The 25,169-nt window shown below is 70.4% G+C and carries 13 protein-coding genes, 1 tRNA gene and 1 pseudogene; 5 read left to right on the top strand and 10 right to left on the bottom strand.

The window, feature by feature from the left end; genetic code table 11:
• Positions 1 to 28 precede the first annotated feature (28 nt).
• The 5 genes and pseudogenes from ACIPXC_RS20600 to ACIPXC_RS20580 all read left to right on the top strand — a co-directional run bounded on the left by ACIPXC_RS20600 (position 29) and on the right by ACIPXC_RS20580 (position 8,314).
• On the top strand, positions 29 to 1,282 hold the full coding sequence (locus ACIPXC_RS20600) for an aspartate kinase (RefSeq protein WP_401620055.1): 1,254 nt from the start codon (positions 29 to 31) through the stop codon (positions 1,280 to 1,282).
• A 14-nt stretch (positions 1,283 to 1,296) separates the two neighbouring features.
• Positions 1,297 to 2,598 (top strand): MFS transporter, encoded by a 1,302-nt coding sequence (locus tag ACIPXC_RS20595; RefSeq protein ID WP_401620053.1) that lies wholly within the window; start codon positions 1,297 to 1,299, stop codon positions 2,596 to 2,598.
• 72 nt (positions 2,599 to 2,670) lie between these two features.
• Complete coding sequence (locus ACIPXC_RS20590; protein ID WP_401620050.1) at positions 2,671 to 6,759, top strand: amino acid adenylation domain-containing protein; 4,089 nt, start codon at positions 2,671 to 2,673, stop codon at positions 6,757 to 6,759.
• A gap of 436 nt (positions 6,760 to 7,195) precedes the next feature.
• Positions 7,196 to 7,869: pseudogene (locus ACIPXC_RS20585) on the top strand (IS5 family transposase); the annotation flags it as partial.
• 337 nt (positions 7,870 to 8,206) lie between these two features.
• Positions 8,207 to 8,314: a hypothetical protein gene (locus ACIPXC_RS20580; RefSeq protein ID WP_401620047.1), complete on the top strand. Its 108-nt coding sequence runs from the start codon at positions 8,207 to 8,209 to the stop codon at positions 8,312 to 8,314.
• A gap of 472 nt (positions 8,315 to 8,786) precedes the next feature.
• Here ACIPXC_RS20580 and ACIPXC_RS20575 read toward each other — a convergent pair whose 3' ends face one another.
• From ACIPXC_RS20575 to topA, 10 genes are all read right to left on the bottom strand, one after another.
• The gene (locus tag ACIPXC_RS20575; RefSeq protein WP_401620044.1) at positions 8,787 to 10,160 is read right to left on the bottom strand and encodes a VanZ family protein; all 1,374 of its coding nucleotides are present in this window, start codon (positions 10,158 to 10,160) and stop codon (positions 8,787 to 8,789) included.
• A 94-nt stretch (positions 10,161 to 10,254) separates the two neighbouring features.
• Positions 10,255 to 10,653: a hypothetical protein gene (locus ACIPXC_RS20570; protein ID WP_401620042.1), complete on the bottom strand. Its 399-nt coding sequence runs from the start codon at positions 10,651 to 10,653 to the stop codon at positions 10,255 to 10,257.
• A gap of 637 nt (positions 10,654 to 11,290) precedes the next feature.
• On the bottom strand, positions 11,291 to 12,688 hold the full coding sequence (locus tag ACIPXC_RS20565; RefSeq protein ID WP_401620039.1) for a VanZ family protein: 1,398 nt from the start codon (positions 12,686 to 12,688) through the stop codon (positions 11,291 to 11,293).
• A gap of 83 nt (positions 12,689 to 12,771) precedes the next feature.
• A complete protein-coding gene (locus tag ACIPXC_RS20560) occupies positions 12,772 to 13,170 on the bottom strand; it encodes a hypothetical protein (protein ID WP_401620036.1) in 399 nt (132 codons plus the stop codon).
• Positions 13,171 to 13,666: 496 nt separating this feature from the next.
• The gene (locus tag ACIPXC_RS20555; RefSeq protein ID WP_401620119.1) at positions 13,667 to 14,830 is read right to left on the bottom strand and encodes an IS701 family transposase; all 1,164 of its coding nucleotides are present in this window, start codon (positions 14,828 to 14,830) and stop codon (positions 13,667 to 13,669) included.
• Positions 14,831 to 15,079: 249 nt separating this feature from the next.
• A tRNA-Thr gene (locus tag ACIPXC_RS20550) sits at positions 15,080 to 15,153 on the bottom strand.
• A 299-nt stretch (positions 15,154 to 15,452) separates the two neighbouring features.
• Positions 15,453 to 17,024 carry an alpha/beta hydrolase gene (locus ACIPXC_RS20545; RefSeq protein WP_401620033.1) on the bottom strand — a complete coding sequence of 524 codons (1,572 nt, stop codon included), beginning with the start codon at positions 17,022 to 17,024 and terminating at the stop codon, positions 15,453 to 15,455.
• 378 nt (positions 17,025 to 17,402) lie between these two features.
• Positions 17,403 to 18,611 carry a DNA polymerase III subunit delta' gene (locus ACIPXC_RS20540; protein WP_401620030.1) on the bottom strand — a complete coding sequence of 403 codons (1,209 nt, stop codon included), beginning with the start codon at positions 18,609 to 18,611 and terminating at the stop codon, positions 17,403 to 17,405.
• Between the two features lie 83 nt (positions 18,612 to 18,694).
• Positions 18,695 to 21,973 (bottom strand): dTMP kinase, encoded by a 3,279-nt coding sequence (tmk, locus tag ACIPXC_RS20535; protein ID WP_401620027.1) that lies wholly within the window; start codon positions 21,971 to 21,973, stop codon positions 18,695 to 18,697.
• Positions 21,974 to 22,194: 221 nt separating this feature from the next.
• Entirely contained in the window at positions 22,195 to 25,026 is a 2,832-nt protein-coding gene (topA, locus tag ACIPXC_RS20530; RefSeq protein ID WP_401620024.1) for a type I DNA topoisomerase, read from the bottom strand.
• Positions 25,027 to 25,169 lie beyond the last annotated feature (143 nt).

Below are 25,169 nucleotides of genomic sequence, written 5' to 3'. Positions count from 1 at the left end.
CGAGTCATCCGTGCCATCCGTGTCATCCGTGTCCGCGACACACCCCTCCGGGCGCGCACTGCGGCCGGTCGTATGGAAGTTCGGCGGCTCCTCGGTGGGCGACATGGACCGGCTGCGCCGGGTGGCCCAGCGGCTGGTGGAGGCCAGGCGCGCGGGGGCGGACGTCGTCGCGGTCCTGTCCGCGATGTCGGACACCACCGACGACCTGCTGGAGATGGCGAACGGACTCACGACGCAGCCCGACGCGCGGGAGCTCGACGCACTGCTGGCGGTCGGCGAGTCCATGTCGTGCGCGCTCGCAGCGATCGCCGTGCACGAGCTCGGTGAGCGCGCCGTCTCCCTCAACGGCCGCCAGGCCGGGGTGCTGACCGACACCGCGCACGGCAACGCCCGTATGCAGTCGATCGACCCGGCCCGGATCGTGGCCGCCCTGGAGCAGGGGCTGATCGTCCTGGTCACCGGCTACCAGGGCGTCACCGACGACGGTGACGTCACCACGCTGGGCCGCGGCGGCTCCGACGCCTCGGCGATCGCCGTGGCGGCGGCGCTGGGGCTGGACGAGTGCGACATCTGGACCGACGTGCCGGGTGTCTTCACCGCCGACCCCCGGGTCGTGCCCGACGCACGGCGACTGGACCGGCTCAGCCACGAGTCGATGCTCCAGCTGGCCGAGGCGGGGGCCCAGGTCATGCAGCCGCGGGCGGTGGAACTCGCGGCGGCACATGGTGTCGCCATCCATGTCCGGTCCTCGTTCACCGGCGAGCCGGGCACGTGGATCACTGAATCCAGGGAGGAGAACGACATGTTCGAGACGGCCAGGATCATCGGTGTCGCCCACCGCCGGCACGACCCGCTCTACCAGGTCGGCGGCCTGACGCCGGCGCAGGTCTCGGCTGCCCTCGCCGGACACGGCCTGCCGGTCGGATCCATCATCGGCAGCCCGGGCGAGCTCCGGTTCACCTCGCCCGGCGCCGAACCGCAGACGGTCATCGCCGCCCTCGGTGACGTCGGCGCCGTCGTCAAGGTCCACGACGAGGAACTCGGCAGTGTGAGCGTGGCCGGGGACGCCTGCGGCAACCGGTCCGAGGTCACCCTGCAGATCCTGGAGTCCCTGGAGCGCACCGGCATCAGACCGGTGCTCGTCACCAGCACCCCCAGCCGGGTCTCCTGCCACGTCGCCTCCGGCGCGGTGGACGAGGCCGCCCGCGTCCTGCACCGCGCCTTCAACCTGCACACCGACGCTGCCGCCCCGCAGCCCGTCGGCGCGGGCCTGGCCAACTGAGAGGGGGCGAGAGCATGACCACCACGCAGGGGAACGAGGACACCGCGGGCCGACGCGGCGTCCTGGCCAACCGGGACTTCGTCAAACTCTGGAGCGGGCAGACGGTCTCCCTCGTCGGCTCGCAGGTGACCGACATCGCGCTGCCGCTGGCAGCCGTCCTCACCCTGAACGCCAGCGCGTTCCAGATCGGCCTGCTCAACGTCGCCAGGTTCGCACCGTATGTACTGGTGACCCTGCTGGCCGGAGTCTGGTTCGACCGGCGGCGCAGAAGGCCGACCCTGATCGCGTCCGACGCGGTCCGGGTGGTGCTGATCGGCGCCCTGCCGGTGGCCCACCTGCTCGGCGTGCTCTCGCTCCCGTGGCTCTACGTCGTCGGGTTCATGGCCGGCGTGGCCACGGTCCTCTTCGACGTCGGGATCCTCTCCTACATCCCCGGACTCGTCGACAAGAACGACCTGGCGGACGCGAACAGCAAGATGACGGCCAGCTACTCGGTCGCCGGCATCGCAGGCCCCGGCCTGGCCGGTTTCCTGGTCGGCGCGCTGACCGCACCCGTCGCACTCACCGTGGGCGCCACCACCTACCTGGCCTCGGCCGTGGCCCTGTGGTGGATCCGCAGACCGGAGGCCGAGCCCGAACGGCCCGCAGAGCCGACGTCGGTCCGCGCCGACATCGTCGAGGGCCTGCGCACCGTCGTCGGCAGCCGGATCCTGCGACACCTGGCGGCGCAGTCCGCCGTGTTCAACCTGTTCGAGAACGTCATGACGACGGTCTTCCTGGTCTACGCGGTGAGGTCCCTGGGACTGAGCCCGTTCCAGCTCGGCCTGGTCGTCGGGGCCGGCTCGGTCGGCGCGCTGCTGGGCGCCACGTTCTCCGGCCGGATCAGCAAGCGCCTGGGCTTCGGCCCGGCGCTGCGCCTGGTCACACTGCTGGCCTGCCTGTCGCCCGTACTGCTGCTCGTACCCGGGGACACCGGTCTTGTCTCCCTGGTGATCCTGGGCGGGACGCTCGCCGTGCACGGCTTCCACCTGGCCGTCTTCAACGTCAACTCGCTGACCCTGCGCCAGACCGTCACCCCGGCCCGCCTGCTGGGCCGGATGAACGCCAGCTACCGGCTCATCCTCTACGGCACCATCCCGCTCGGCGCCCTGCTGGCCGGCTCGCTGGCCTCCCTGTTCGGGCTGCGAGCCGCCCTGGCCGTCGGTGTCGCGGGTATCGCCCTGCCGGTGGTGTGGATCGCCTTCTCGCCCGTGTACCGGCTGCGCGAGATGCCCCAGGGTCCCGTCGACGCCGACCAGCCCGAAACCGTCGCATGAGTCACGCGCGGCCGTCGTGACCGTGCCCTTGACGCTGCCTCATCCACTGCTCGAAAGAAGGACTAACCAGTCATGTTGACCGATTCCCAGCGGGCCGCGCTGACCGCCAGGCTGCGTCGCACGGCCCCCCCGATCTCCTCGATCCCCCGCCGCTCGCCCGCGCTGCAGGACCTGCCGCTCTCCTACGGGCAGGAGCAGCTCTGGTTCATCGACCAGCTGGCCCCCGGGGAATCCACCTACACCATCGCCGGCGCGGTGCGGATGACCGGCGCCCTCGACCGCCCGGCCCTCGGTGCGGCGATCGACTCCCTGGTCGCCCGCCACGAGGCGCTGCGCACCCGCCTGGTCACCGTGGACGGCGCACCGGTCCAGGTGATCGACCCGGCCGGACCGGTCGAGCTGGCCTTCGTGGACCAGCGGGCCGTCGCCGCCGACGAGATCGAGCAGCACTGGCGGGCGGCCGCCCAGGAGGAGACGTCCCGCCCGTTCGAGCTGGAGCGCGGCCCCCTGTTCCGCGCGCACCTGCAGCAGCTGGGCGACGAGGACCACGTCCTGCTGATCACCGTCCACCACACCGTCTTCGACGGCTCCTCGTTCCCCGTGCTGCTGGCGGAGCTGGCCGAGTCCTACTCCGGCGCCGTCGCCGGAACGGCCGCGCAGCTGCCCGAGCTGCCCATCCAGTTCGCCGACTTCGCCGTCTGGGAGCGCGACCGGCTGCAGGGCGAGACGCTGAAGGAGCTGACCGAGTACTGGAGCGAGAACCTCCAGGGCGCGCCCGTCCTCCAGCTGCCGACCGACCGGCCCCGCCCCCTCGTCCAGACCTACCAGGGGACCACGGAGTCCAGGGACCTCGGCGACAAGATCCTGTCCCGGCTCACCACCCTGGGCCGCGACGAGGGCGCGACCCTGTTCATGACCCTGATGGCCGCCTACCACGTCCTGCTCCACCGCTACAGCGGCCAGGACGACATCGTGGTCGGCACCGTCAGCGCCAACCGCAGCCGCCCCGAACTCCAGCCGGTGATCGGCTACCTGATCAACACCCTGCCGGTCCGGGTCGACCTGTCCGGCGACCCGACCTTCCGCGAGGTCCTGGAGCGCACCAAGACGGCCACGCTGGGCGCCTTCGGACACCAGGACCTGCCCTTCGCGAAGATCGTCGAGGCTGCCAAGGCCCCCCGCGACCCCTCGCGCTCCCCGGTCTTCCAGGTCGGCTTCATGCTCTCCGACGACCAGAAGCGCGACCTGCGGCCCGGCGGCATGACCTGGGCCTCCGAGGAACTCCCCGCCGAGGCGGCCAAGTTCGACCTGCTGGTCTCCGCCGTCGAGAGCGGCGGCCGGCTGGGCCTGAACCTCAGCTACGCCACCGCCCTGTACGACGCGGCCACCGCGCAGCGTCTGCTCGGCCACTTCGAGACGCTGCTCGACGGCATCCTGACCGAGCCCGACGCCCGCATCTCGCAGCTGCCGATCATGACCGAGGCGGAGCTCCACCAGGAGCTCGTCGCCTGGAACAGCGACAAGGCCGAGTTCCCCGACTGGAACCTGCACCAGGCCTTCGAGGCCAAGGTCGCGGCGCACCCCGACGTCATGGCCGTCGAACTCGACGGCGAGGGCCTGACCTACGCCCAGCTCGACGCCCACGCCAACCAGGTCGCGCGGCGGCTGCGCGAGCTCGGCGTCGGCCCGGAGGCGCTCGTCGGTGTCAGCATGCAGCGCACCGTACGCCGCATCGTCGGCATCATGGGCATCCTCAAGGCCGGCGGCGGCTACGTGCCGCTGGACCCGGAGTACCCCGCCGACCGCCTCGCCTTCATGGTCGAGGACGCGAAGATGACCGTCGTCCTCACCGACGAGGCCAGCGCTGCCGCGGTACCGACCGACGACGTCACCGTGCTGGACCTGGACCGGTCCTGGAACGACCTCACCGCGCTGGACGACAGCGCCGTCGAGGCCACCGCCGACCCGTCGAACGTCGCCTACGTCATCTACACCTCGGGCTCCACCGGCCGCCCCAAGGGCGTGGTCGTCGAGCACCGCAACGCCGTCAACTTCTGCTACGCCGAGATCGAGTTCTGGCCGCTGGGCCCGGGAGACCGGATCCTGCAGTTCGCCTCGCTCAACTTCGACGTGTCCGTCCTGGACATCTTCGGCGCGCTGCTGTCCGGCTCCACCCTGGTCCTCGGCAGCACGCAGACACTGCTCTCCCCGCCGCGGCTGGCCGACCTGATCCGTGGTGAGGGCATCACCTTCATGTGCCTGCCGCCGGCCGTGCTGAACCTGCTGGCCGAGGAGCAGTTCCCGAGCCTGCGCGTGGTCATCGCCGGCGGCGAGGCCTTCTCCTCGGAGCTGGTCCGCAACTGGGCGCGCCCCGGCATGCGCTTCATCAACGGCTACGGCCCGACCGAGACCACGGTCGGCTCGACCATGGCCCGGTGCCAGGACGACGGCATCGACCCGCCGCCGATCGGCCTGCCCCTGACGAACTACACGGCGTACGTGCTGGACAAGCACCTCAACCCGGTGCCGGTGGGCGTCGCGGGCGAACTCCACATCGGTGGCGCCAGCGTCACCCGCGGCTACCTGGGCCGCCCCGAGCTGACCGCCGAGCGCTTCGTCATGGACCCGTTCAGCGAGCTCCCCGACGCGCGCATGTACAAGACCGGCGACCTGGCCCGCCGTCTGCCCGACGGCAACCTGCAGTACCTCGGCCGGCTCGACCACCAGGTCAAGATCCGCGGCCTGCGGGTGGAGCTCGGCGAGATCGAGGCCGTGCTCGCCGCCCACCCCTCCGTCGCCCAGGCCATCATCATCGTCGGCGAGGACCAGGCCGGCCAGAAGAACCTCATCGGCTACGCGCGGACCAACCCCGACGCACCGGCCGTCACCGTCGGCGACCTCCGCGCCCACCTCGGCGAGGCGCTGCCCGCGTTCATGGTCCCGGCCCACCTGATCATCCTCGACACCTTCCCGCTCAACGCGAACGGCAAGGTCGACCGCGCCGCCCTGCCCGAGCCGGACGGCGCCGGGGAAGCGGGCGACTACGTCGCCCCGCGCACCATCCTGGAGACGGTCCTCGCCGACATCGTCTCCGACATCCTCAAGCTGCCGCGGGTGGGCATCGAGGACAACTTCTTCGAGATGGGCGGCAACTCCCTCCAGGCGATGCAGGTGATCACCCGCCTGCGCAAGGACCTCGGGGTCGACACGGACGTGACGGCGATCTTCCTCGCCCCCACGCCCGCGCGGCTCGCCGTGACCCTGGTCCAGAAGCACGGCCTGGAGGACGCCCCGCTGGACGAACTGGACGACCTCGACGCCCTGGAGGAGGTGGCCGGCCCCACCACCCCGGGCACCTCGGCCGTCGCCGCCGGCTCGGACACCATCGTGCCCCTGTCGGAGAACACCGACGGCGACCCGCTGTTCCTCATCCACGCCGTCGGCGGCACCGTCTACCCGTACTTCGGGCTGATGCAGGAACTGCAGAGCCGCTACCGCGTGCTCGGCGTGCAGGCCGCCGGCCTGCGGGCCGGCAGCGAGCCGCGGCGGGACCTGCGGGAGATGGCCGACGCGTACACCGAGGCCGTCCGCCAGGCCCAGCCCGCCGGACCGTACCGCCTGGCCGGCTGGTCCATGGGCGGTCTGCTCGCCCTGCAGGTCGCCCGCCGCCTGGAGGCCGCGGGCGAGCAGGTGGCCCTGGTCGGCCTGCTGGACACCCCCTTCTCCGCGGACGACGTCTCCGGAGTGAGCGAGCAGGCCTTCGCCGCCCAGTTCGTCCTGGACGGCGCCCGGGCCCTCGGCCCCGACGCGGGCGAACTGCCCGACCCGGAGACCACGCCGGTGGCCGAGCAGCTGCGCTGGTTCGGCGAGAAGCTGACCGGCGGCACCGGCGACGCGGAGGAGGTCCAGGAGGACATCAACCGCAGGTTCCAGGTGTTCAAGGCCCACATCACCCTGATCGGCGGCCACCGCCCGGAGCCCGTGGCGGCCCCCGTCGTGGTGGTCTCGGCCGAGCAGTCCCCCGACCTGTCGGCACTGTGGACCCAGCTGCTGGGATCCGGCACCCGGACCGTCCGCGTGCCCGGCGACCACTACACCTTCCTGCGTGCCCCCGGCGTCCAGCAGGCGGCCAAGGCCCTCCTCACCGCCGACGAGGCCTGACCCACCCACCGGGGCCCGGCACCACCGCGCCCCGGCCCACCCGAGACCCCAGGCCGGAACAGTCCGGCCTGGGGTTTCCCCATACGCCGCCTGGCGAACCGAACCCGAGACCTCCGCACGACAAGGCCCACCAGAGTCATCCCGGCTGTTTCCGGACAGTGCCGCAGAATCCCGTTTCCCCAGGTCAGAGGCCTACACCTCGCAACCCACGCACCGCCCAATCCGGCCCGCGCCACCCACAGTCCGCTCACGCCATGCCGTCGCCCCGGGCCGTTGGGGTGAGCCACGCCGTGAGCTCCTCGATCCGGCCGCTCGTAGCAACGACCCCGCGTCGCCTCTGAGGAAGTGTTGGGTGATTGATCAACTGCAGGGGGTGGTTGGCTGGTGGTGATCGCTGAGGGCTGGTGTTCTGGGACGATCACCGCCATGTGTGTCTGCGTGTGCAAGGTGGTTCCGGGCGTGGACGGCGGACGGTGCCTGGAACCGGGTTCACGACGCGTTGCGTGACCGGGTCCGGGTGGCGGACGGCCGGGATCCGCAGCCTTCGGCGGCGGTGCTGGACTCGCAGTCGGCCCGCGGCCACCAGGGCGGGCAGGCGATCGGCTACGACGCGGGCAAGCGTGTCCGGGGCCGCAAGCGGCACCTGCTGGTGGATACCTGCGGTCTCGTGCTGCGGGTCGTGGTGCACTCGGCGTCGGTGCAGGACCGGGCGGGTGCGAAGCTGGTCCTGGCCGGGGTCCGGGAGGAGTTTCCGCAGGTCGGGTTGGTCTGGGTCGACGGCGGCTACGTCAACGTCGTGGATGCCGGCCTGGTCGGCTGGGCAGCGGGGCACGAGAACCTGGAGATCGTCGCGATGCCGCGCAACGCGGATGTGAAAGGGTTTCAGGTGCTGCCCCGCAGGTGGGTGGTCGAGCGGACATTCTCCTGGCTGGGACGGTGCAGACGGTTGGCACGGGACTACGAGCGCAAGACCGCGCACGCCGAAGCGATGATCAAGGTTGCCATGATCAGGCTCATGGCCGCCCGCCCCGCAGCGAAGAGATCGAACCACGCGGCCCCATCGAGACCGAAGCAGCCCGCCGCCTCGCCGACGACCTCAAGAACGAGTAATCACCCGAGCACCCAACACCTTCTGACATCCAGGGCAGTCGACCGCTCGCAGGACGTAGGTCCTCACCCGGCGCTGGACGAAGGCGGCCGCATGATCGCAGGTGGAGACGGTGAATCGTTCGACTCCGACCCGTAGTCGGTGGTGACGCCTAGTAGCTGCCCTTGACCGTGATCTTATGGTGGGTGGTATCAAGTCCCTTATGGCGACGGTGCTCTCCGGGCCGCCGGCGCTGGTCGTGGTGGGACGGTGGTGATCACGGCCCGCACCCGGGATGCGGCGGTGCCGTGTCCGGTGTGCGGGACGCCGACGGCCAAGGTCCACGCCTATCACCGCCGGATGGTACGGGGCCTGCCGGCCGACGGTCGCCAGGCCGTGGTCCTCCTGCGCGTACTGCGGCCGGTCTGTCCCGTACTGGGCTGTCGGCGACAGACCTTCCGCGAGTAGATTCCCGGACTACTGAGGCACCATCAACGCCGCACGGTGCGGCTTGCCTGGCAGATATCGCATGTGGCGCGGGAGTTATGCGGCCGGGCGGCCGCACGCCTGGCCGTGTTTGTATCCCGCAGCACCGCGCCGCGCCATCTGCGGTACCTGCCACTGCCGATGCAGGCGGTTCGCAGGTGATCGGCGTGGACGCTTTCGCTCTGCGCCGCCGTCACCACTACGCCACACTCATCACCGAGGCCGAGACCGGCGGACGCGTCGCGGTCCTGCTGACACCCGCGGCGCGCGGATATGCGACAGATGCACAGACGCGCCGGATTCGGCCTTCTCCGCCACCGCCTCCTCCCGCCCTGACCACCACTCGGCATCACCGCTGACTACGGACCGGAGCCGTCGGTCGTGGGGGCGCGCGTCCTGCAACTCGACGGGGCCGAGTTACTCCGGACCCATGCACCTGTTGGCGTGCCATGGTTCAGGAGTTGTCGGTGGTAGATCCCAGAACGGTGACCTCGCCGGTCTCGGCGTCGACAGCGAGGAGGGCTCCGGAGGGGGCTGCTGCTACTTCCTCGGTGCCGTCCGGGGCTGGGGAGACGGCAGGAGCCGGCAAGGCGAAGGCGATCATCCAGAAGGTCGCCCATTCCCCTGCGGGATTCTTCTTCAGTACCAGCTCGGACTCGGTGAACTTGCCTTGGGGCACCTTGCGCTGCGCGGCCTCCCGGGCTTCCTGCGCGGTGACGTGGTGCGGGGGAAGGACGGCGGGTCCCTGTTCGTTGCGGCCGGTGAAGGCGGAGATCCGACCGTCGGCCTCCACCACGACGTCCATCCGCATCGGCATGAGTATGTCCTGCTTACGCAGCCGCCAGGCGACTGTGAACTGGCCTGTTCCCGGCGCGGTCGGCTCGGCGGTAACCTTGCTGCCGCCTTCCAGAGCCCACGGGAATCGGGACCGCACGAAAGCCGTCGCCTGGACGATGCCCTCCTCTGGCGTACGTACCGGATGAGAGTCGATCCCAGGTATGGACTTGGCCGAGGTGGATCCGCTGACGAACTTCGCTCCGTCGCTGAAGTGCAGAGAGCCGTCCTCGAGTGTGACGAGGGTCTGCCCCTCACTGCCGGGCGTCTTGGGGTCGGCGGCCATGTACTGCACGCTGGAGATCCGGGCCTGCGGGCCCCACACATCGCGCACCATCGACTCGGCGACCCGCCGCTGCCCCGGTGTGGCCTTGGTGAGCTCGGTGACCTCCGCGAGGACGGGTGTAACCGTCAGCGCGCCGATCACGAGGCTCGCGAGGGTGCCGACGGCCAGCACCTTCCCACCCTGTAGCAGGTCCCTGCGGTCCAGCACGTGTGGGGCGTCTGCCCGGCGGGATCGCCCCGCACGCGCAAAGACGAGCGCCACGCCAGAGCCGATGGCTGCTCCCAACCCGTTGGCGATGAGGTCCTCGCTGGTGCAGGCGCGTCCCAGCACGGGCAGCGCGGATTGCAGCAGCTCGGTGCCGGCCGAGAGCAGCACGGCGGCGGCCAGAATGACCGCGCGGCGGCGGAAGACCAGAGTCGCCAGGCAGGTGACGGGGATGAAAAGGGCGATGTTCAGCAGGCCCTGTTGAGTGGCCAACGGTCCGAGCAGGTCCCTGTTCACGATGCAGACGCCCCCGGACGCGGCCGAGTGCACGGGGTACAGGGTGAGAACGAGTTCGCCGGCCAACGCCCATCCGAAGGCGACCGCAGTGAGCTGGGCCAGTGCGTGGCGACGGGCCAGGAGCAGCATGACGAATCCGAGCAGCAGCCCGGTCACTAGGAGGATGGGAATCAGCCAGGGATTCCCATTGAGTATGGCGCTGATCATCGAAATGGACCTCGTCCGGAGGCGGGAACGGGAGCGTGGAGAACGCGACCAGGTCGCCCTCCGGAGAAGAGGGCGACCTGGCGAGGGTAAACCGTCAGCAGCTCGTGACGGGCGGCGTCTGGAAGGTCTGCTGACCGCTGACCTCCATCAGCCCCACGGCGGACTTGCACCCGCTGACGGAGTACCCGTTGGTCCATGTCGTGCTCTTGGTGGTTCCCGAGGACTGGTTGAACCAACCCCCCCAAGCGTTCGAGCCGTTGTAGGTCCTGCCGAAGCGCGCCGAGACGGTTCCGCCCCCGGTCTTCTTGTAGGACACCACGATGCTGAGAGTGTTATCGATCGTGCTGCTCGACGACAGGAAGATCGAGAGCGTTCCGTTGCTCAGCGAAGTACACGATGTGCGGTATCCGCAGTTACCGCCAGCGAAAGCGGGCGCGGCCACGCCGAGTGAGAGAGCGCCGGTCATGGCGAGAACGGCTGCAGTCTTCTTCATTAAGGTTTCCCTCCCCTTGATTCACGCAAGATCATGACCAAAATCATCCCTGCCGTCAACCTCGCCGGCAGGGAATGCAGGCTTCCCATGCGGGAACATTCTGAACTACCTCGATCCGCGGGCAAACCGGAGGCCAGAATTCTAATTCTGGAGTATTGCGACGGATGCCCGCACACACCCCAGAAATGGTTCGACCAGTAGGTGCATGGGCCTCCCGGCAAGCAGGCGACCTGCAGTAGGGGGATAACACCCTACGGATCGGCCGAAACTTACACCCGAGGCAGGGCGCATACCGGATTCCGGGAAACGCGTTCCCGATTTCCACTCTTGAACGGCATTCCAGAATGAAGCACTCTACCCATTCTGGTTTCACTTGAGCGACAGTTGGTGGCGACAGACACTCGGCACGAAAAGGACTGGCGTACCGAGGCTCGATTCAGGCAGAGGTCAAGGATGGTATTCCATGGCGCTTGACGCTGGAAGGCCGAGCTTCCCGAGCCAGTCGATTCGAGCCGATAAGCGACTCTGATGGCCCTGATACTTGTCAGGCTTGTTACGTACCCTGCCGGGAACCACAGATCCAGAGATTCGAAAGCATCCATCGTTGGGTGTCCGAGAGCCCGAAGAACCTCCTTTGTCAGTCCGATTCCCACGCTTCGGGGTTTGCCGGCCCTACGGCGCCGGTGACGGCATCCAGAAACAGGATCTGCGAAGGCGTTCCGTCCCTGCCGGCTCCGGCTTGGGGTGCTCCGTCTTGGGGCACACCGTCCCAAGGAGTGGTGGTTGATGTTCCGACAGAGCCGATGCTGACGATCCAGTAAGGGCGCCAGTTGCCTGCGCTGTCCCTGCGGGCTAGAAGGTCGGTGAGTTCGACCTTCTTGCCAGGGAAGTCTCTGATCACGATGGCCTGGGCTTGTTGCCTGTCGAGCCGAGGCGAGGGCAGCGACGGAGGGTCGGGCGTGTGGCGTGCAGCGAAGGAGATGATCGATTGATCGGGGCCGACAACCACGTCCATCCGCATGGGCATAAGTACGCCACCCTTGTGGGAACGCCAAGAGACCAGTTTGGAGGCTTCTTGCGGGCCGGTAGCCGTGAGCTGCGTGCGGCCAGTCAGAGCCCAGGGGAAGTGATCACGCACGAACTCGGTGCTGATTCTCAGGGCCGCTTCGTCGGCGAGAGGGGCCGTACCCGGGTCGAGGGCCGCACTGATCGGCTGGAGTACACCGGAGACTACCTCTCGGGACAGCAACTCGATGTCCAGAACACCGCGGTCGGTGTTGGCCGAGACCAGAGAGGGGCGTCCGGGGGGAGCAGGCATGTACTGCACGTCTCTGACCTGAGCCTGTCCGCCAAAGAACTCTGCGACTACCTCCCGGGCGAGCTCCCGCTGCTCGTCCGTGGCGTTGTTCGCCCAGGCGACCTCCGCCATCACGAACGTGATCGTGAAGGAAGCAGTGAGGCTGATCGCTGCGATTCCGGCGGCGAAGCCCACGAGGGACCGGCGGATCTGGCGGCGGCTGATGATGATGGGGGCACCACCGGCATCGCGGGTGTAGCGTCGGCGCAGGACAGCGGTGGAGAGACCGGCTCCCAAGGCGACACCGAGGCCGTTGGCCCATAGGTCGGCGCTGTCACAGGCCCGCCCGATGCCCGGTGTCAGCGCTTGTGTGACCTCGATGACCACCGAGAGGCTGACGCAGCCCAGGGCAATAGGCACCGGGCGGCGGGTTGCCCAGGTGGCAAGGGCCGCCAAGGGGGCGAAGAGAAAAACGTTCATCAACCCCTGGGTCGTGAACGTTCCCGAGATGACATCGCGCTCGATGACACAGGTCGCAGAGGCAGGAGCCCCGAGAGCGATGGGGTAGAGAGTGGCGGTCACCACGACCGCCGATGCTGCGCCTACGGACGCCCATAGGGGTCCAGATTTCCCGCCGCGTCGACGCCCCAGGAAATAGAACATCAGGGCTGCAGTCAGTGAGGAAATAATGGCGGTTGCCAAAATTCCTTGATTGCCGTTGAGTATTGCTTGAATCATGCGATGATTCCTGGGGTCGCGCCGGCGAATCGGGTACGTGAGGACCTCATTGCGAACGAGTCCGCACGACGATGGGTCCGCGCTTAACAGGCGGTGACCGGAGCGTTGTTGAAGGTCTGCTGACCATCGACCTGGAGCCATCCAACGAGGGAGTCACAGGTGTTAATCGTCTGGTTGGACCATGTGGCCCTCTTCGTCGAGTTCGCGCCCTGACTGAACCACCCACCCGTCTTCGAAGAGCCACGGTACGTGTATCCGAAGCGCGCCGTGATGGTCCCGCCACCGGTCTTCTGATACCAGTCGTCCACATTCCAGCCGCTGACCGTGCCGCTGTTCAGCGAGGTGTAGAGATATCCGTTGCTGAGTACTGTGCGAGATGTGCCGTAGTCCCAGTTACCGCCGGCCGAGGCAGCCGGAGCGATGACACCCATGGTGATAAGTGCAGCCGCTGTGGCGGTTGCGACACGGCGAATCTTGAGCATTTCCAAATCCCCCATTGCTTAGAGCTCTCCGAAGCGATCTTGATCGGCAGCCCTGAACGTAGAGGACTAACGGAGGGTGCGCAAATGAGTTATAAAATCTGTGACCTTGATCACTGACGGCGGGCGTCAACCTCGAGATGGCCAAAATTCAACCCGATAGCAATTTGGCTTGAAATGGTCCAGGTCCACGAAAATTGGAATGCAATATTCCGATGACTCTTGCGAGGGCTCGATGCACGGGGGGAGTGGACGTGGAGGTTCTCGACATCGCAGCCACACCTGCGGGCCACCCGGTGGCCTGCCGCCGCTGTGCCACGGCCTACCCCGCCGCACCTGGCTGCTCACTCCGCCTAGTACTGCAACCGCATGTGGGTGTCGTGGCCCCGTCGTTGGTAGTGGCAGCGGCGGGCTCGGGCTTGGCTGCGGCGCCGGAAGTGTGACCAGTGCAGACGGTGCTCGTTGGTGTGGCAGCGGGGCGTGAGGACGACGTGCCCGATCATCCGGCGGATCTCCGGGACGCTGAGGGGTATGAGGTCTCGCTCGTCGTCTCCGCTGCCCCTTTTGTGGCTTCTGTGGCACGGATGGCCGTGAGGTAGGCCAGGGTGGCCATGGCGAGGGTGATGTGGCGGTACCAGGCCCGGTAGAGCCGGACCTGGTAGTGGTCGAGCCCGCATTCACCCTTCGCGGTCTGGAAGCATTCCTCTACCGCCCACCTGGCTCCGGCGGTCCTGACCAGGTCTTTCAGCCGGGAAGTGACCGGGCCGTAGCAGACGTAGTAGGCGATGTCGGTGGGGTCGGACAGGTTGCGGCGGGCGAGCACCCAGTGCCCGAAGCCGCCCTCCCAGGTGGGCCGGATCGCGACGCGGGCCCAGTGGTAGATCCGCTGGCCATGGGCGCCGGCTCCGGCCGAGATCCGCTTCCACGCCTGCTTCGGCAGGGCCGCGATCAACTCGTCGACGCGTGTGTCCTGGCCGTCGGCGGTGGTCACGGTGTCGTTGACCTTCGTCGCCAGCACATACGCGGCCCGCCGCTCTTCCAGCCAGGCACGAAAGTGTTTGACCTGCCCGTATGCCTCGTCCGCGGTGACCCAGGCGAAGGGAACGGCCGCGTCGATGGCGCGTTGCAGCATCCACTTGAGGTGTTCGATCTTCGTGGCGAACGGCACCGTGTCGTCGATTCCGGCAGCCCGGCAGCGTTCCCGGTCGTCCGTCCAGGACTTCGGTACGTAGAGTTCCCGGTCGATCAACGCCCGCCCTTTGCCGGATGCGTAGGCGAGGAAGGTGCCGATCTGGCAGTTCTCGGTGCGGCCAGCGGTGCCGGAATACTGCCGCTGCACCCCTGCCGACCTGGTGCCCTTCTTCAGAAACCCGGTGTCGTCCCCGATGAGCACGCCGTCTTTCGTCCCGATGCTCTCCACAACGAAGTCCCGGATATCGTCACGGACTGCGTTCTCGTCCCATTCGGAGTGGTTGAGCAGGCGTTGCACGCCGTCCGGGCGGAGCTGGCCGACCTGCTCGGCCAGCGTCCACCCGTTTTTCCTCTCCAGTGGCGCCAGCAGGCCCCTGAGGTAGTCCAGAGCCCGTTCACGTGGCTCCGACCTGCCAAAACGATGCCCGAACCGGGCATGCAGGTCCGCTACACCCTCGGACCACGACTCGATCTGCTCGACCGTCAGCGATTGATCACACAGTCACAACAACGAGCATCGGCGCCAACCGTCACGCCACATGCGGTTGCAGTACTAGGGCTGCCAACGTGCGACAACCCCATGGCCCGCAGCGCTGAGATCCGTCCTCCGCTCGCGCATCGCTCACGCAACCAAACCTGCAGCACCCAGGCCACAGGCCCGACCCTGCGCCGGGCAACAGAAAAAGCCAGGTCAGAAGGTATCTGACCTGGCCTTTCTCTGAGCCGCCTTCGGGATTCGAACCCGAGACCTACGCATTACGAGTGCGTTGCTCTGGCCAACTGAGCTAAGGCGGCACCGCTGGGTAGACAAGGATTCCCCTGGAAGGGATCGCTCATCAGCAGCGGCGCCAAGTCTACAGGGTCCCGGCGGGTGCCCCGAACCACGTTCCGCGTGGGTGAGGCGCAGGTCACGGAGCCGGCCGGCGGGGGCCGCTACGAGGCCGGGTGCGGTCCCTCAGGTGCTCCGGAGTTCCGGAACTTCCACCGGCCGAAGCAGGCGTCGTCCTCGTACCGTGCTGCGCGCTGCTGCCCATGGGCGTGTGCCATCGGGTGCGGCCCGGTGCGGGCAACGGGGCATGCACTCGCGCGGCGGGTCAGCACTTCTTGCCGTCCGCCGGGGGCTTGCCCTCAAGGAGGTAGCGGTTGATCGCGGAGTCGATGCAGTCGCTGCCGCGTCCGTACGCCGTGTGGCCGTCGCCGTCGTAGGTGAGGAGGGTGCCCGATGCGAGCTGGCCGGCGAGTGCCTGTGCCCACTTGTACGGGGTCGCAGGGTCGCGGGTGGTGCCGACCACCACGATCGGCGCGGCGCCCTTCGCGGTCAGCGGCCCCGCCTGGCCCGTGGGCTTCACCGGCCAGTACGCGCAGTTCAAGGCGGCCCAGGCCAGGCCGGCGCCGAAGACGGGGGAGGCCTTCTGGAAGGAGGGGAGGGCCGCGTCGACCGCGTCCGGGCCCTTGAAGGCAGCGGGCTGGTCCAGGCAGTTGACGGCGGCGTTCGCGAACATCAGGTTGGCGTACTCGCCGTCCGCGCCGCGCTCGTAGTAGCTGTCGGCCAGGCCCAGCAGGCCCGCTCCGTCGCCGTTCATCGCCGAGGCCAGCGCCTCGCGCAGCTGGGGCCAGGCGTTCTCGTCGTAGAGCGCCGCGATCACCCCGGTCGTCGCGAGGGCCTCGCCGAGCGGGCGCTTGTCGTCGCCGCTGGGCACGGGCTGCGCGTCCAGCTTGCGGAAGAAGTCCTTCAGGCGGGCGGCCACCTCCTCCGGGCTGCCGTTGCCCAGCGGGCAGTCGGGCTGCTGCGCGCAGTCCTTGGCGAAGGAGGTGAAGGCCGTCTCGAAGCCCTCGGTCTGGTCCCGGTTGAGATCCAGCGCCTGGCGCGTGGGGTCCATCGCGCCGTCCAGGACCAGCCGGCCGACCCGGTCCGGGAAGAGGTTCGCGTACGTCGCCCCCAGGAGGGTGCCGTACGAGGCGCCGACGTAGTTGAGCTTCCCGTCGCCGAGGACGGCACGCAGCAGGTCCATGTCGCGGGCGGCGTCGACGGTGGAGACGTGCGGCAGGACCCGCTTCGAGCGGGTCTCGCAGCCCGCCGCGAACTCCTTGAACGCCGCCACCAGGCGGGCCCGCTCGGCCGCGTCGTCCGGCGTCTGGTCGACCTGGGTGTACTTGTCCATCTCCGGGCCGGTCAGGCACTCGACGGGGCTGCTGCGTTGCACGCCGCGCGGGTCGAAGGACACCATGTCGTACCGGGCGCGGACCGGAGCGGGGTAGCCGATGCCGGCGTACGCCTGGAGGTAGCCGATGCCGGAGCCGCCGGGGCCGCCCGGGTTGACCACCAGCGAACCGAGCCGCTTGCCGGGACCGGTCGCCACCCGGCGGGCCACCGCGATGTCCACGTCCTCGCCGGACCCGGGGTTCGCGTAGTCCAGCGGGGCCTTCATGGTGGAGCACTGGAATCCGGGGACACCGCAGTCGCGCCAGGTCAGCTTCTGCTCGTAGTACGGGCGCATCGCGGCGGCGTCGGGGGACGGGGGCACCGACGGCGTGCCCCCGGCCTCTCCTCTCGCGGACGCGGCGGTCCGGAGCGTCTCCGGCCCGCCCGAGGTGCAGCCGGAGAGCAGGAGCCCGGCTGCTGCGATCACGGTTCCGGTGGTACGCAGCACGCGACTGGTGTCCATCCCCGGAGCCTACGTCCTGCCGGCGGGCGCGGGCGGGCCCTGTCCGCCGGCAGGACCCGGGCCTTCCGTGGCGCTCGCCGGGCGAGGCACGGACCGGGCCCGCTCCGGCCCCGGCGGCCGGTTCGCCCGTACGGGTGAGCCGGGTCGGCACCCGATGACCCCGGAGGCGGCCCGACGGCGGCCCGGCGATCGCTCGGCGGTCGCTCGGCGATGACCCGCGAGGGCCCGGCAATGGCACGGGCGGTGGCCTGTGGCGGCGTGGCAGCAGCCCTGCGGCGGCCCGCGGCGGGGCCGCTGATGCCCCGGCAGCAGGTCTGCGGCGGCCCGGCGGGGCAGCCCGCCAGCCGGGCGGGCCGGCGGCCGGTACGGGGCGTCCGGTCAGCCCGCGCGCAGCGACATCGTCATCGCCTCCACCGCGAGGAGCGGGGCGACGTTGCGGTCGAGGGCGTCCCGGCAGGCGATGATCGCCTCGATCCGGCGCAGGGTCCGCTCCGGCCCCGAGGCCTTGGCGACGCGCTCCAGGTCCTGCCGTATGTCCTCGTTGGCGATGGCGATGGCGGTACCGAGCTGGAGGGCCAGGACATCGCGGTAGAAGCCGGTCAGGTCGGTGAGGGCAAGGTCGAGGCTGTCGCGCTGGGTGCGGGTCCGGCGCCGCTTCTGCTTGTCCTCCAGCTCCTTCATCACACCAGCCGTGCCGCGCGGCATCCGCCCACCCGTCCCGGCGGCGCCCAGGGCGGCCCGGAGTTCCTCGGTCTCCTTGGTGTCGACCTCCTCGGCCATCTGCTTGGCGTCCTCGCCGGCGGCGTCCACCAGCTCCTGGGCGGCCTTCAGACAGGCTCCGATGTCGTCCACCCGGAGCGGGAGCCTCAGGACCGTCGCCCTGCGCTCGCGGGCTCCCTCGTCCGTGGCCAGTCGGCGGGCGCGGTCGACGTGCCCCTGTGTGGCCCGCGCGGCGGCCAGGGCCGCCGCCGGCTCGACGCCGTCCCGCCGCACCAGCATGTCGGCGACGGCAGCGACGGAGGGGGTGCTGAGGCTGAGGTGGCGACAGCGGGAGCGGATGGTGGGCAGCACGTCCTCCAGCGAGGGCGAGCACAGCAGCCAGACCGTGCGGGGCGCGGGCTCCTCCACGGCCTTGAGGACCGCGTTGGCGGACTTCTCGTTCAGCCGCTCGGCGTCCTCGACCAGGATGATCTGCCAGCGTCCCGTGGCGGGGGACGTGTAGGACTTGCGGACGGTGTCCCGCATGTCGTCGACGAGGATCTGGCTGCCGACCGCGGCGACGGTGGAGACGTCCGCGTGGGTGCCGACCATCGTGGTGTGGCAGCCGTCGCAGAACCCGCAGCCCGGCTCACCGCCGAGGGCGCGGTCCGGGCTGGTGCACTGCAGGGCCGCCGCGAAGGCGCGGGCGGCCGTGACCCGCCCGGATCCCGGCGGTCCCGTGAACAGCCAGGCGTGGGTCATCTTCGAAGCCGTCGGCGGCGCGGTCCCCTCCGTGGCGGCCGTGACCAGCGCGTCGGCATCGCGGGCGGCGGCGGCCAGCTGCGTCTGGACCCGCTCCTGACCCACCAGGTCGTCCCATACGGGCATCCCGCCCACCACCTCTCACTCTCCGTGCACCCATTGTGTCGGGCGCCACCGACAATCCCGTACCGCCGCCATCGCCACCCGCGTCAGCGGCGGCGGCGCTTCCCGCGTTCGCCCTCGTCGCCCGCGTCACCCTCGCCGTCGTACTCGTCGTCCCGGCGGCGGCCCAGCAGCTCGTCCGCCAGGGTCGGCAGGTCGTCCAGCGGGGTCTCCTCCGCCCAGTCCGGCCGGGGACGGCGCGGCCGGCCGTCGTCGTCCAGGACCGGGAGCTCCCGCGTCCGGTCGTTGCCGGAGTCCCGGAAGATGCCCGACGGAACCCGGTCGGCCGGGTCCTCCTCGGGGCGGCGGGCCGTCGGCCGCGTGGCGGACCGGGCCGGGCCAGCGCTGCCGGAGCCGCTGCCCGTGCCGGAGCCCTGAGGGGCGTCCGGGCGCACCGGCGGCAGCACCGCCGTCTCGTCGAAGGGACGCACCGGAGGCAGCACCGCCGTCTCGTCCACGGCCGACGCCGCGGACGCCGACGACGACGCCGCCGACGCCGGATCGATCTTCGGCACCGGGACGGTCTGGGTGACGTCGTCCGGGCGGACGACCCGCTTGACCGCCGGGGTCTCGATCGTCACCGCGTCGTCCGGGTGCGGATCGTCCTTCGTCATGTCGACCCTGCGTGCGGGCGCCGCTCCGGAACCCGCCGCCGGTGCGGCCGGAACCGCTGGTGCCTCGGCCGCCGCCGCGGCAGCGGCCCGGGCCTCGGCGGCGGCCGCCGCGGCCGCCGCCTTCGCCGCGGCCTCGGCCGCCTGCGCCTCGACCAGCCGGCGCGCTTCCTCGGCCTTCAGCAGGGCCTCCTCGGCCCGCCGCTGCTTCTCCAGCCGCCGCTCCTCGGCCTCTGCCCGCAGCCGGGCCTCCTCCTCGGCCTGCTTGCGCAGCCGCTCGGCCTCCGCAGCGCGCGCCTTGGCCTCGGCCTCCAGGCGCAGCCGCTCGGCCTCGGCCCGTGCCCTGGCCTCCTCCTCGGCCCGCAGCCGCTCCTCCTCCGCCTTGCGGGCGGCCTCGGCCTCGGCCCTGATCCGTGCCTCCTCGGCCTCACGGGCCTTGCGCGCTTCCTCCTCGGCCCGCAGCCGCGCTTCCTCCGCCTTGCGCGCCGCCTCCTCCTCGGCCTTGCGCCGGGCCTCCTCCTCGGCGAGGCGCCGGGCCTCCGCCTGCGCGGCCACCTCGGCCTCGGAGAGCGGCAGCATCCGGTCCAGGCGGTGCCGTACGACCGTGGTCACCGAGTCCGGGTCCTGCCCGGCGTCGACCACCAGGTACCGGCCGGGGTCGGCGGCGGCGAGGGTGAGGAAGCCGGACCGGACCCGCTGGTGGAACTCCGCCGGCTCCGACTCCAGCCGGTCCGGCGCCTCCGTGAAGCGTTCCCGTGCGGCCTCCGGCGACACGTCGAGCAGCACGGTCAGGTTCGGTACGAGCCCGTCGGTCGCCCAGCGCGAGATCCGGGCGATCTCCGTCGGGGAGAGGTCGCGGCCGGCACCCTGGTAGGCCACCGAGGAGTCGATGTAGCGGTCGGAGATGACGATCGCTCCGCGTTCCAGGGCCGGGCGCACCACCGTGTCCACGTGTTCCGCGCGGTCCGCCGCGTACAACAGGGCCTCGGCACGGTTCGACAGCCCGGCCGAGGAGATGTCGAGCAGGATCGAGCGGAGCCGCTTGCCGACGGGGGTGGCCCCCGGCTCCCGGGTCACGACGACCTCGTGTCCCTTGCCCCGTATCCACTCGGCGAGCGCCTTCACCTGGGTGGACTTGCCGGCTCCGTCCCCGCCCTCCAGCGCGATGAAGAATCCGGTCGTGGAGGGGGCCTGGACGGGCTCCCCGCCGCGCAGCGCGTCGCGCAGGTCGCGCCGCAGCGGCACGCCGCTGCGGTCGTCGGCCTTGGTGAGCACGACGACGGCGACCGGCAGCAGCAGGGCGCCGACGAGCATCAGGGTGAAGGCCGCCCCGCCGTGCGAGAGGACGGCCTCGGCGCCGGTGAGCCGGTGCGGGCCGATCACCGCGGCCAGGACCGGCGCGGCGACGGCCCCGACGGCCACGGCCACCCTGACGACCGCCTGGAGGTGCTCGGTGATCCGGGCCCGGCGGAACTCCTCGGTCTCCTGGTCCAGCAGGGTGTGGCCGGTGTTCGCCGCGACGCCCGCGGCGGTGCCGGCGAGCAGCGACAGGAACAGCACGGTCGCCATGTCGGGGACGAGGCCGCTCAGCAGCAGTGCGAGGCCCGCCACCGCTGTGGCGAGGGCCAGCAGCCGGCGCCGGGACAGCCCGGGCAGCACCTTGCCTGCCTGGGTGGCGCGGATACCGGCGGCGGTGCCGCCGACCAGCGCGAGGACGAACAGCGCGAAGGCCGCCGGGCCCCCGCCCAGGTCGAAGGCGTGCAGGACGGACACGGCGACGGCGCCGGAGACCGCTCCGGCGACGGCGGCGCAGGTCAGGACCAGCAGGGGAATGGCCCCCGTACGGCCCTTGTCCGGCCGGTCTCCCGTCTTGGGGGCGCGCAGCCCCTCCAGCGGGGAACGCGGCCGGGGGGTCGCCGTGTCGGGCAGCACCAGCGGGAGCAGGAGCGAGACCGACGCGGCGAAGAGGCCGGCGGCCACGTACGAGCCGAGGGCGGCCTGGTTCGCGGCGAACCAGTCCACGCCGAGGCCGAGCGCCTTGCCGACGAGGGTCGCCGCGAGCAGTGCGGCCGCCGCGACGGGGAGCGCCGCGAAGGCCGTACGCAGGGTCAGGCGCCGCAGGGCGTCCATGTGGTCCGGCAGCGGCCGTACGGTGGCGCCCTCCGGCGGCGGCTCGGGCAGCAGGGCGGGGGCCGCGCTCTCCTTGGCCAGCGTCCACAGCCGCTCGGCGGCGCCGGACACGAAGACGGTGGCCAGCAGCGCGGTGAGCGCGTGGGCCGGGATCCAGTCGAGCCACAGCGGGGCGACGACGAACAGTCCGATGCGGACCCCGTCGGCTCCGATCATCGTCCAGCGGCGGTCCAGCTTGCCGTTCGCGCCGACGAGCCCGGCCAGCGGGCCGAGCAGGACCGCGCCGAAGAGCAGGGTGGCGAGGATCCGGACGCCGAAGACGGCGGCGACGGCGAGGGCCGCACCGCGGATTCCGCCGCCGAAGGCCCCCTCGGAGGCGGCTGCCTGAAGGGCCAGCAGAACCAGCACCAGCAGGGCGAGGGCATCACCGATGCCGCTCACCAGCTGGGCGCTCCACAGGCGGCGCAGCCGGGGGGTGCGCAGCAGTGCGCGCACCGCACGCTCGCGGGAATCCGCGGCTAGGGCTTCGTCGTAGGTGGGGTTCGCCGGAGCGGTCACGACCGCCGGCTGCTCGGCTCGCGTCATCCGCCCAGCCTATCCGCTGTGCCTGGCCACTGCGGAGGCCTGTGGACGAGCCCGGGTGTGACCCCGGACCCACCTTTCCGCCCGGCCCGCACGAGGGGCGCGCCAGGGACGGACCGGGGACGCGCCAGGGACGGACCGGGGACGGACCGGGACGAAAACACGGGAGCCCCACGCGTCACGTGGGGCTCCCGTGGCGGCTGCTCGTCCGCTACTCGTCCGCGCTACTCGTCCGAGGCCGGGGCGGCGGCCGTCTTCTTGGCCGCGGTCTTCTTCGCGACGGTCTTCTTGGCGACCGTCTTCTTGGCGGTCGTCGTCTTCTTGGCCGCGGTCTTCTTCACGGCCGTCGTCTTCGTCGCGGCCGCCTTCTTCGCCGGGGCCTTCTTGGCGGCGGTCTTCTTCGCCGTCTTCTTGGCCGGGCCCTTCGCCCGCTTCTCCGCGAGCAGCTCGTAGCCCCGCTCCGGCGTGATCGTCTCGACGTCGTCGTCCCGCCGCAGCGTCGCGTTCGTCTCGCCGTCCGTGACGTACGGCCCGAAGCGGCCGTCCTTGACCACCACCGGCTTCTCGCTGACCGGGTCCGTGCCCAGTTCCTTCAGCGGCGGCTTGGCCGCGGCCCGCCCGCGCTGCTTGGGCTGCGCGTAGATGGCGAGGGCCTCGTCGAGGGTGATCGTGAAGAGCTGCTCCTCGGTCTCCAGGGACCGCGAGTCCGTGCCCTTCTTCAGGTACGGGCCGTAGCGGCCGTTCTGGGCGGTGATCTCCAGGCCCTCGGCGTCCGCGCCGACGACGCGCGGCAGCGACATCAGCTTCAGGGCGTCGTCGAGTGTGATCGTGTCCAGGCTCATCGTCTTGAAGAGCGAGGCCGTGCGCGCCTTGACCGCGTTCTTGCCGGTCTTCGGCGTGCCCTCGGGCAGGATCTCCGTCACGTACGGGCCGTAGCGGCCGTCCTTGGCGACGATCTCGTTGCCGCTGACGGGGTCCTTGCCGAGCTGGAACTCGCCGCTCGGCTTCGCGAAGAGCTCCTCCGCGTAGGCGACCGTCAGCTCGTCCGGAGCCATGTCGTCGGGGATGTCGGCGCGCTGGTGGCCCTCGGCGTCCTTCTCGCCCCGCTCCACGTACGGCCCGTAGCGGCCGACGCGCAGCACGATGCCCTCGCCGACCGGGAAGGAGGAGATCTCCCGGGCGTCGATCGCGCCCAGGTCCGTGACCAGCTCCTTCAGGCCGCCGAGGTGGTCCCCGTCGGCCGGTACGACCTCGGTGGCGTCCTCGGAGCCGAAGTAGAAGCGCTTCAGCCACGGCACGGACTGGGCCTCGCCCCGCGCGATGCGGTCGAGGTCGTCCTCCATCTTCGCGGTGAAGTCGTAGTCGACGAGCCGGCCGAAGTGCTTCTCCAGCAGGTTGACCACGGCGAAGGACAGGAAGGACGGCACGAGGGCCGTGCCCTTCTTGAAGACGTAGCCGCGGTCGAGGATCGTGCCGATGATCGACGCGTACGTCGACGGCCGGCCGATCTCGCGCTCTTCGAGCTCCTTGACCAGCGAGGCCTCGGTGTAGCGGGCCGGCGGCTTGGTCGCGTGACCGTCCGCCGTGATCTCCTCGGCGGCCAGCGCGTCGCCCTGCGCGACCTGCGGCAGGCGCCGCTCGCGGTCGTCGAGCTCGGCGTTCGGGTCGTCCGCGCCCTCGACGTACGCCTTCATGAAGCCGTGGAAGGTGATCGTCTTGCCGGACGCGCTGAACTCGGCGTCGCGGCCGTCCGCGGCGCGGCCGCCGATCTTCACGGTGACGCTGTTGCCGGTCGCGTCCTTCATCTGGGAGGCGACGGTCCGCTTCCAGATCAGCTCGTACAGGCGGAACTGGTCGCCGGTCAGGCCCGTCTCGGCCGGGGTGCGGAAACGATCACCCGAGGGGCGGATCGCCTCGTGCGCCTCCTGCGCGTTCTTGACCTTGCCCGCGTAGACGCGCGGCTTCTCCGGCAGGTAGCCGGCCCCGTAGAGCTGGGTGACCTGCGCCCGGGCGGCCGCCACCGCGGTGTCGGACAGCGTGGTGGAGTCCGTACGCATGTAGGTGATGAAGCCGTTCTCGTACAGCTTCTGCGCCACCTGCATCGTCGCCTTCGCACCGAAGCCCAGCTTGCGCGAGGCCTCCTGCTGCAGCGTCGTCGTACGGAAGGGCGCGTACGGGGACCGGCGGTACGGCTTGGACTCGACCGACCGGACGGCGAAGGCGGTGTCCGCGAGCGCGGCGGCCAGGGCCCTGGCGTTCGCCTCGTCGAGGTGCAGCACCTCGCTCTTGAGCTGCCCGTTCGCGCCGAAGTCACGGCCCTGGGCGACGCGCTTGCCGTCCACCGTGTTCAGGCGGGCGACCAGCGAGGACGGGTCGGACGGGTCCCCGGCGCGGCCGGTGGAGAAGGTGCCGGTCAGGTCCCAGTACTCGGCGGAGCGGAAGGCGATGCGCTCGCGCTCCCGCTCGACGACGAGGCGGGTGGCCACCGACTGGACCCGGCCGGCCGACAGGCGCGGCATGACCTTCTTCCACAGGACCGGCGAGACCTCGTAGCCGTAGAGGCGGTCGAGGATGCGGCGGGTCTCCTGGGCGTCGACCATGCGCTGGTTCAGCTCGCGCGGGTTGGCGACGGCGTCGCGGATCGCGTCCTTGGTGATCTCGTGGAAGACCATCCGGTGGACGGGGACCTTGGGCTTGAGGACTTCCTGCAGGTGCCACGCGATGGCTTCGCCCTCGCGGTCCTCATCGGTGGCGAGGAAGAGTTCGTCGGACTCGGCCAGCAGCTCCTTGAGCTTGCGGACCTGGGCCTTCTTGTCGGCGTTGACGACGTAGATCGGCTGGAAGTCGTGCTCGACGTCCACACCGAGGCGGCGGACCTCGCCGGTGTACTTGTCGGGAACCTCGGCCGCGCCGTTCGGGAGGTCGCGGATGTGCCCGACGCTCGCCTCGACGACGTATCCCGGGCCGAGGTAGCCCTTGATCGTCTTCGCCTTGGCAGGGGACTCGACGATGACGAGTCGGCGGCCGCCCTTTGCGGTCTCGCTAGTCGGGGACAACTTGGCTCTTCTCTCCGGTCGGCACTCGGTCGCAGTACGGCGACGCTGCGGAGTGTGACGGTACAACCCGCCCCCGTGTCAAACGGCACAAGCCCGCAACGGCCACTCGAACGGTAACCCGACAAGTGCCGTTTCTGCCGCCC

It is taken from the genome of Streptomyces sp. NPDC090021, assembly GCF_044748225.1.
Classification (GTDB): Bacteria; Actinomycetota; Actinomycetes; order Streptomycetales; family Streptomycetaceae; genus Streptomyces.
Note: the sequence above shows the minus strand (reverse complement) of the source record. Positions and strands in the feature narration are given on the sequence as shown.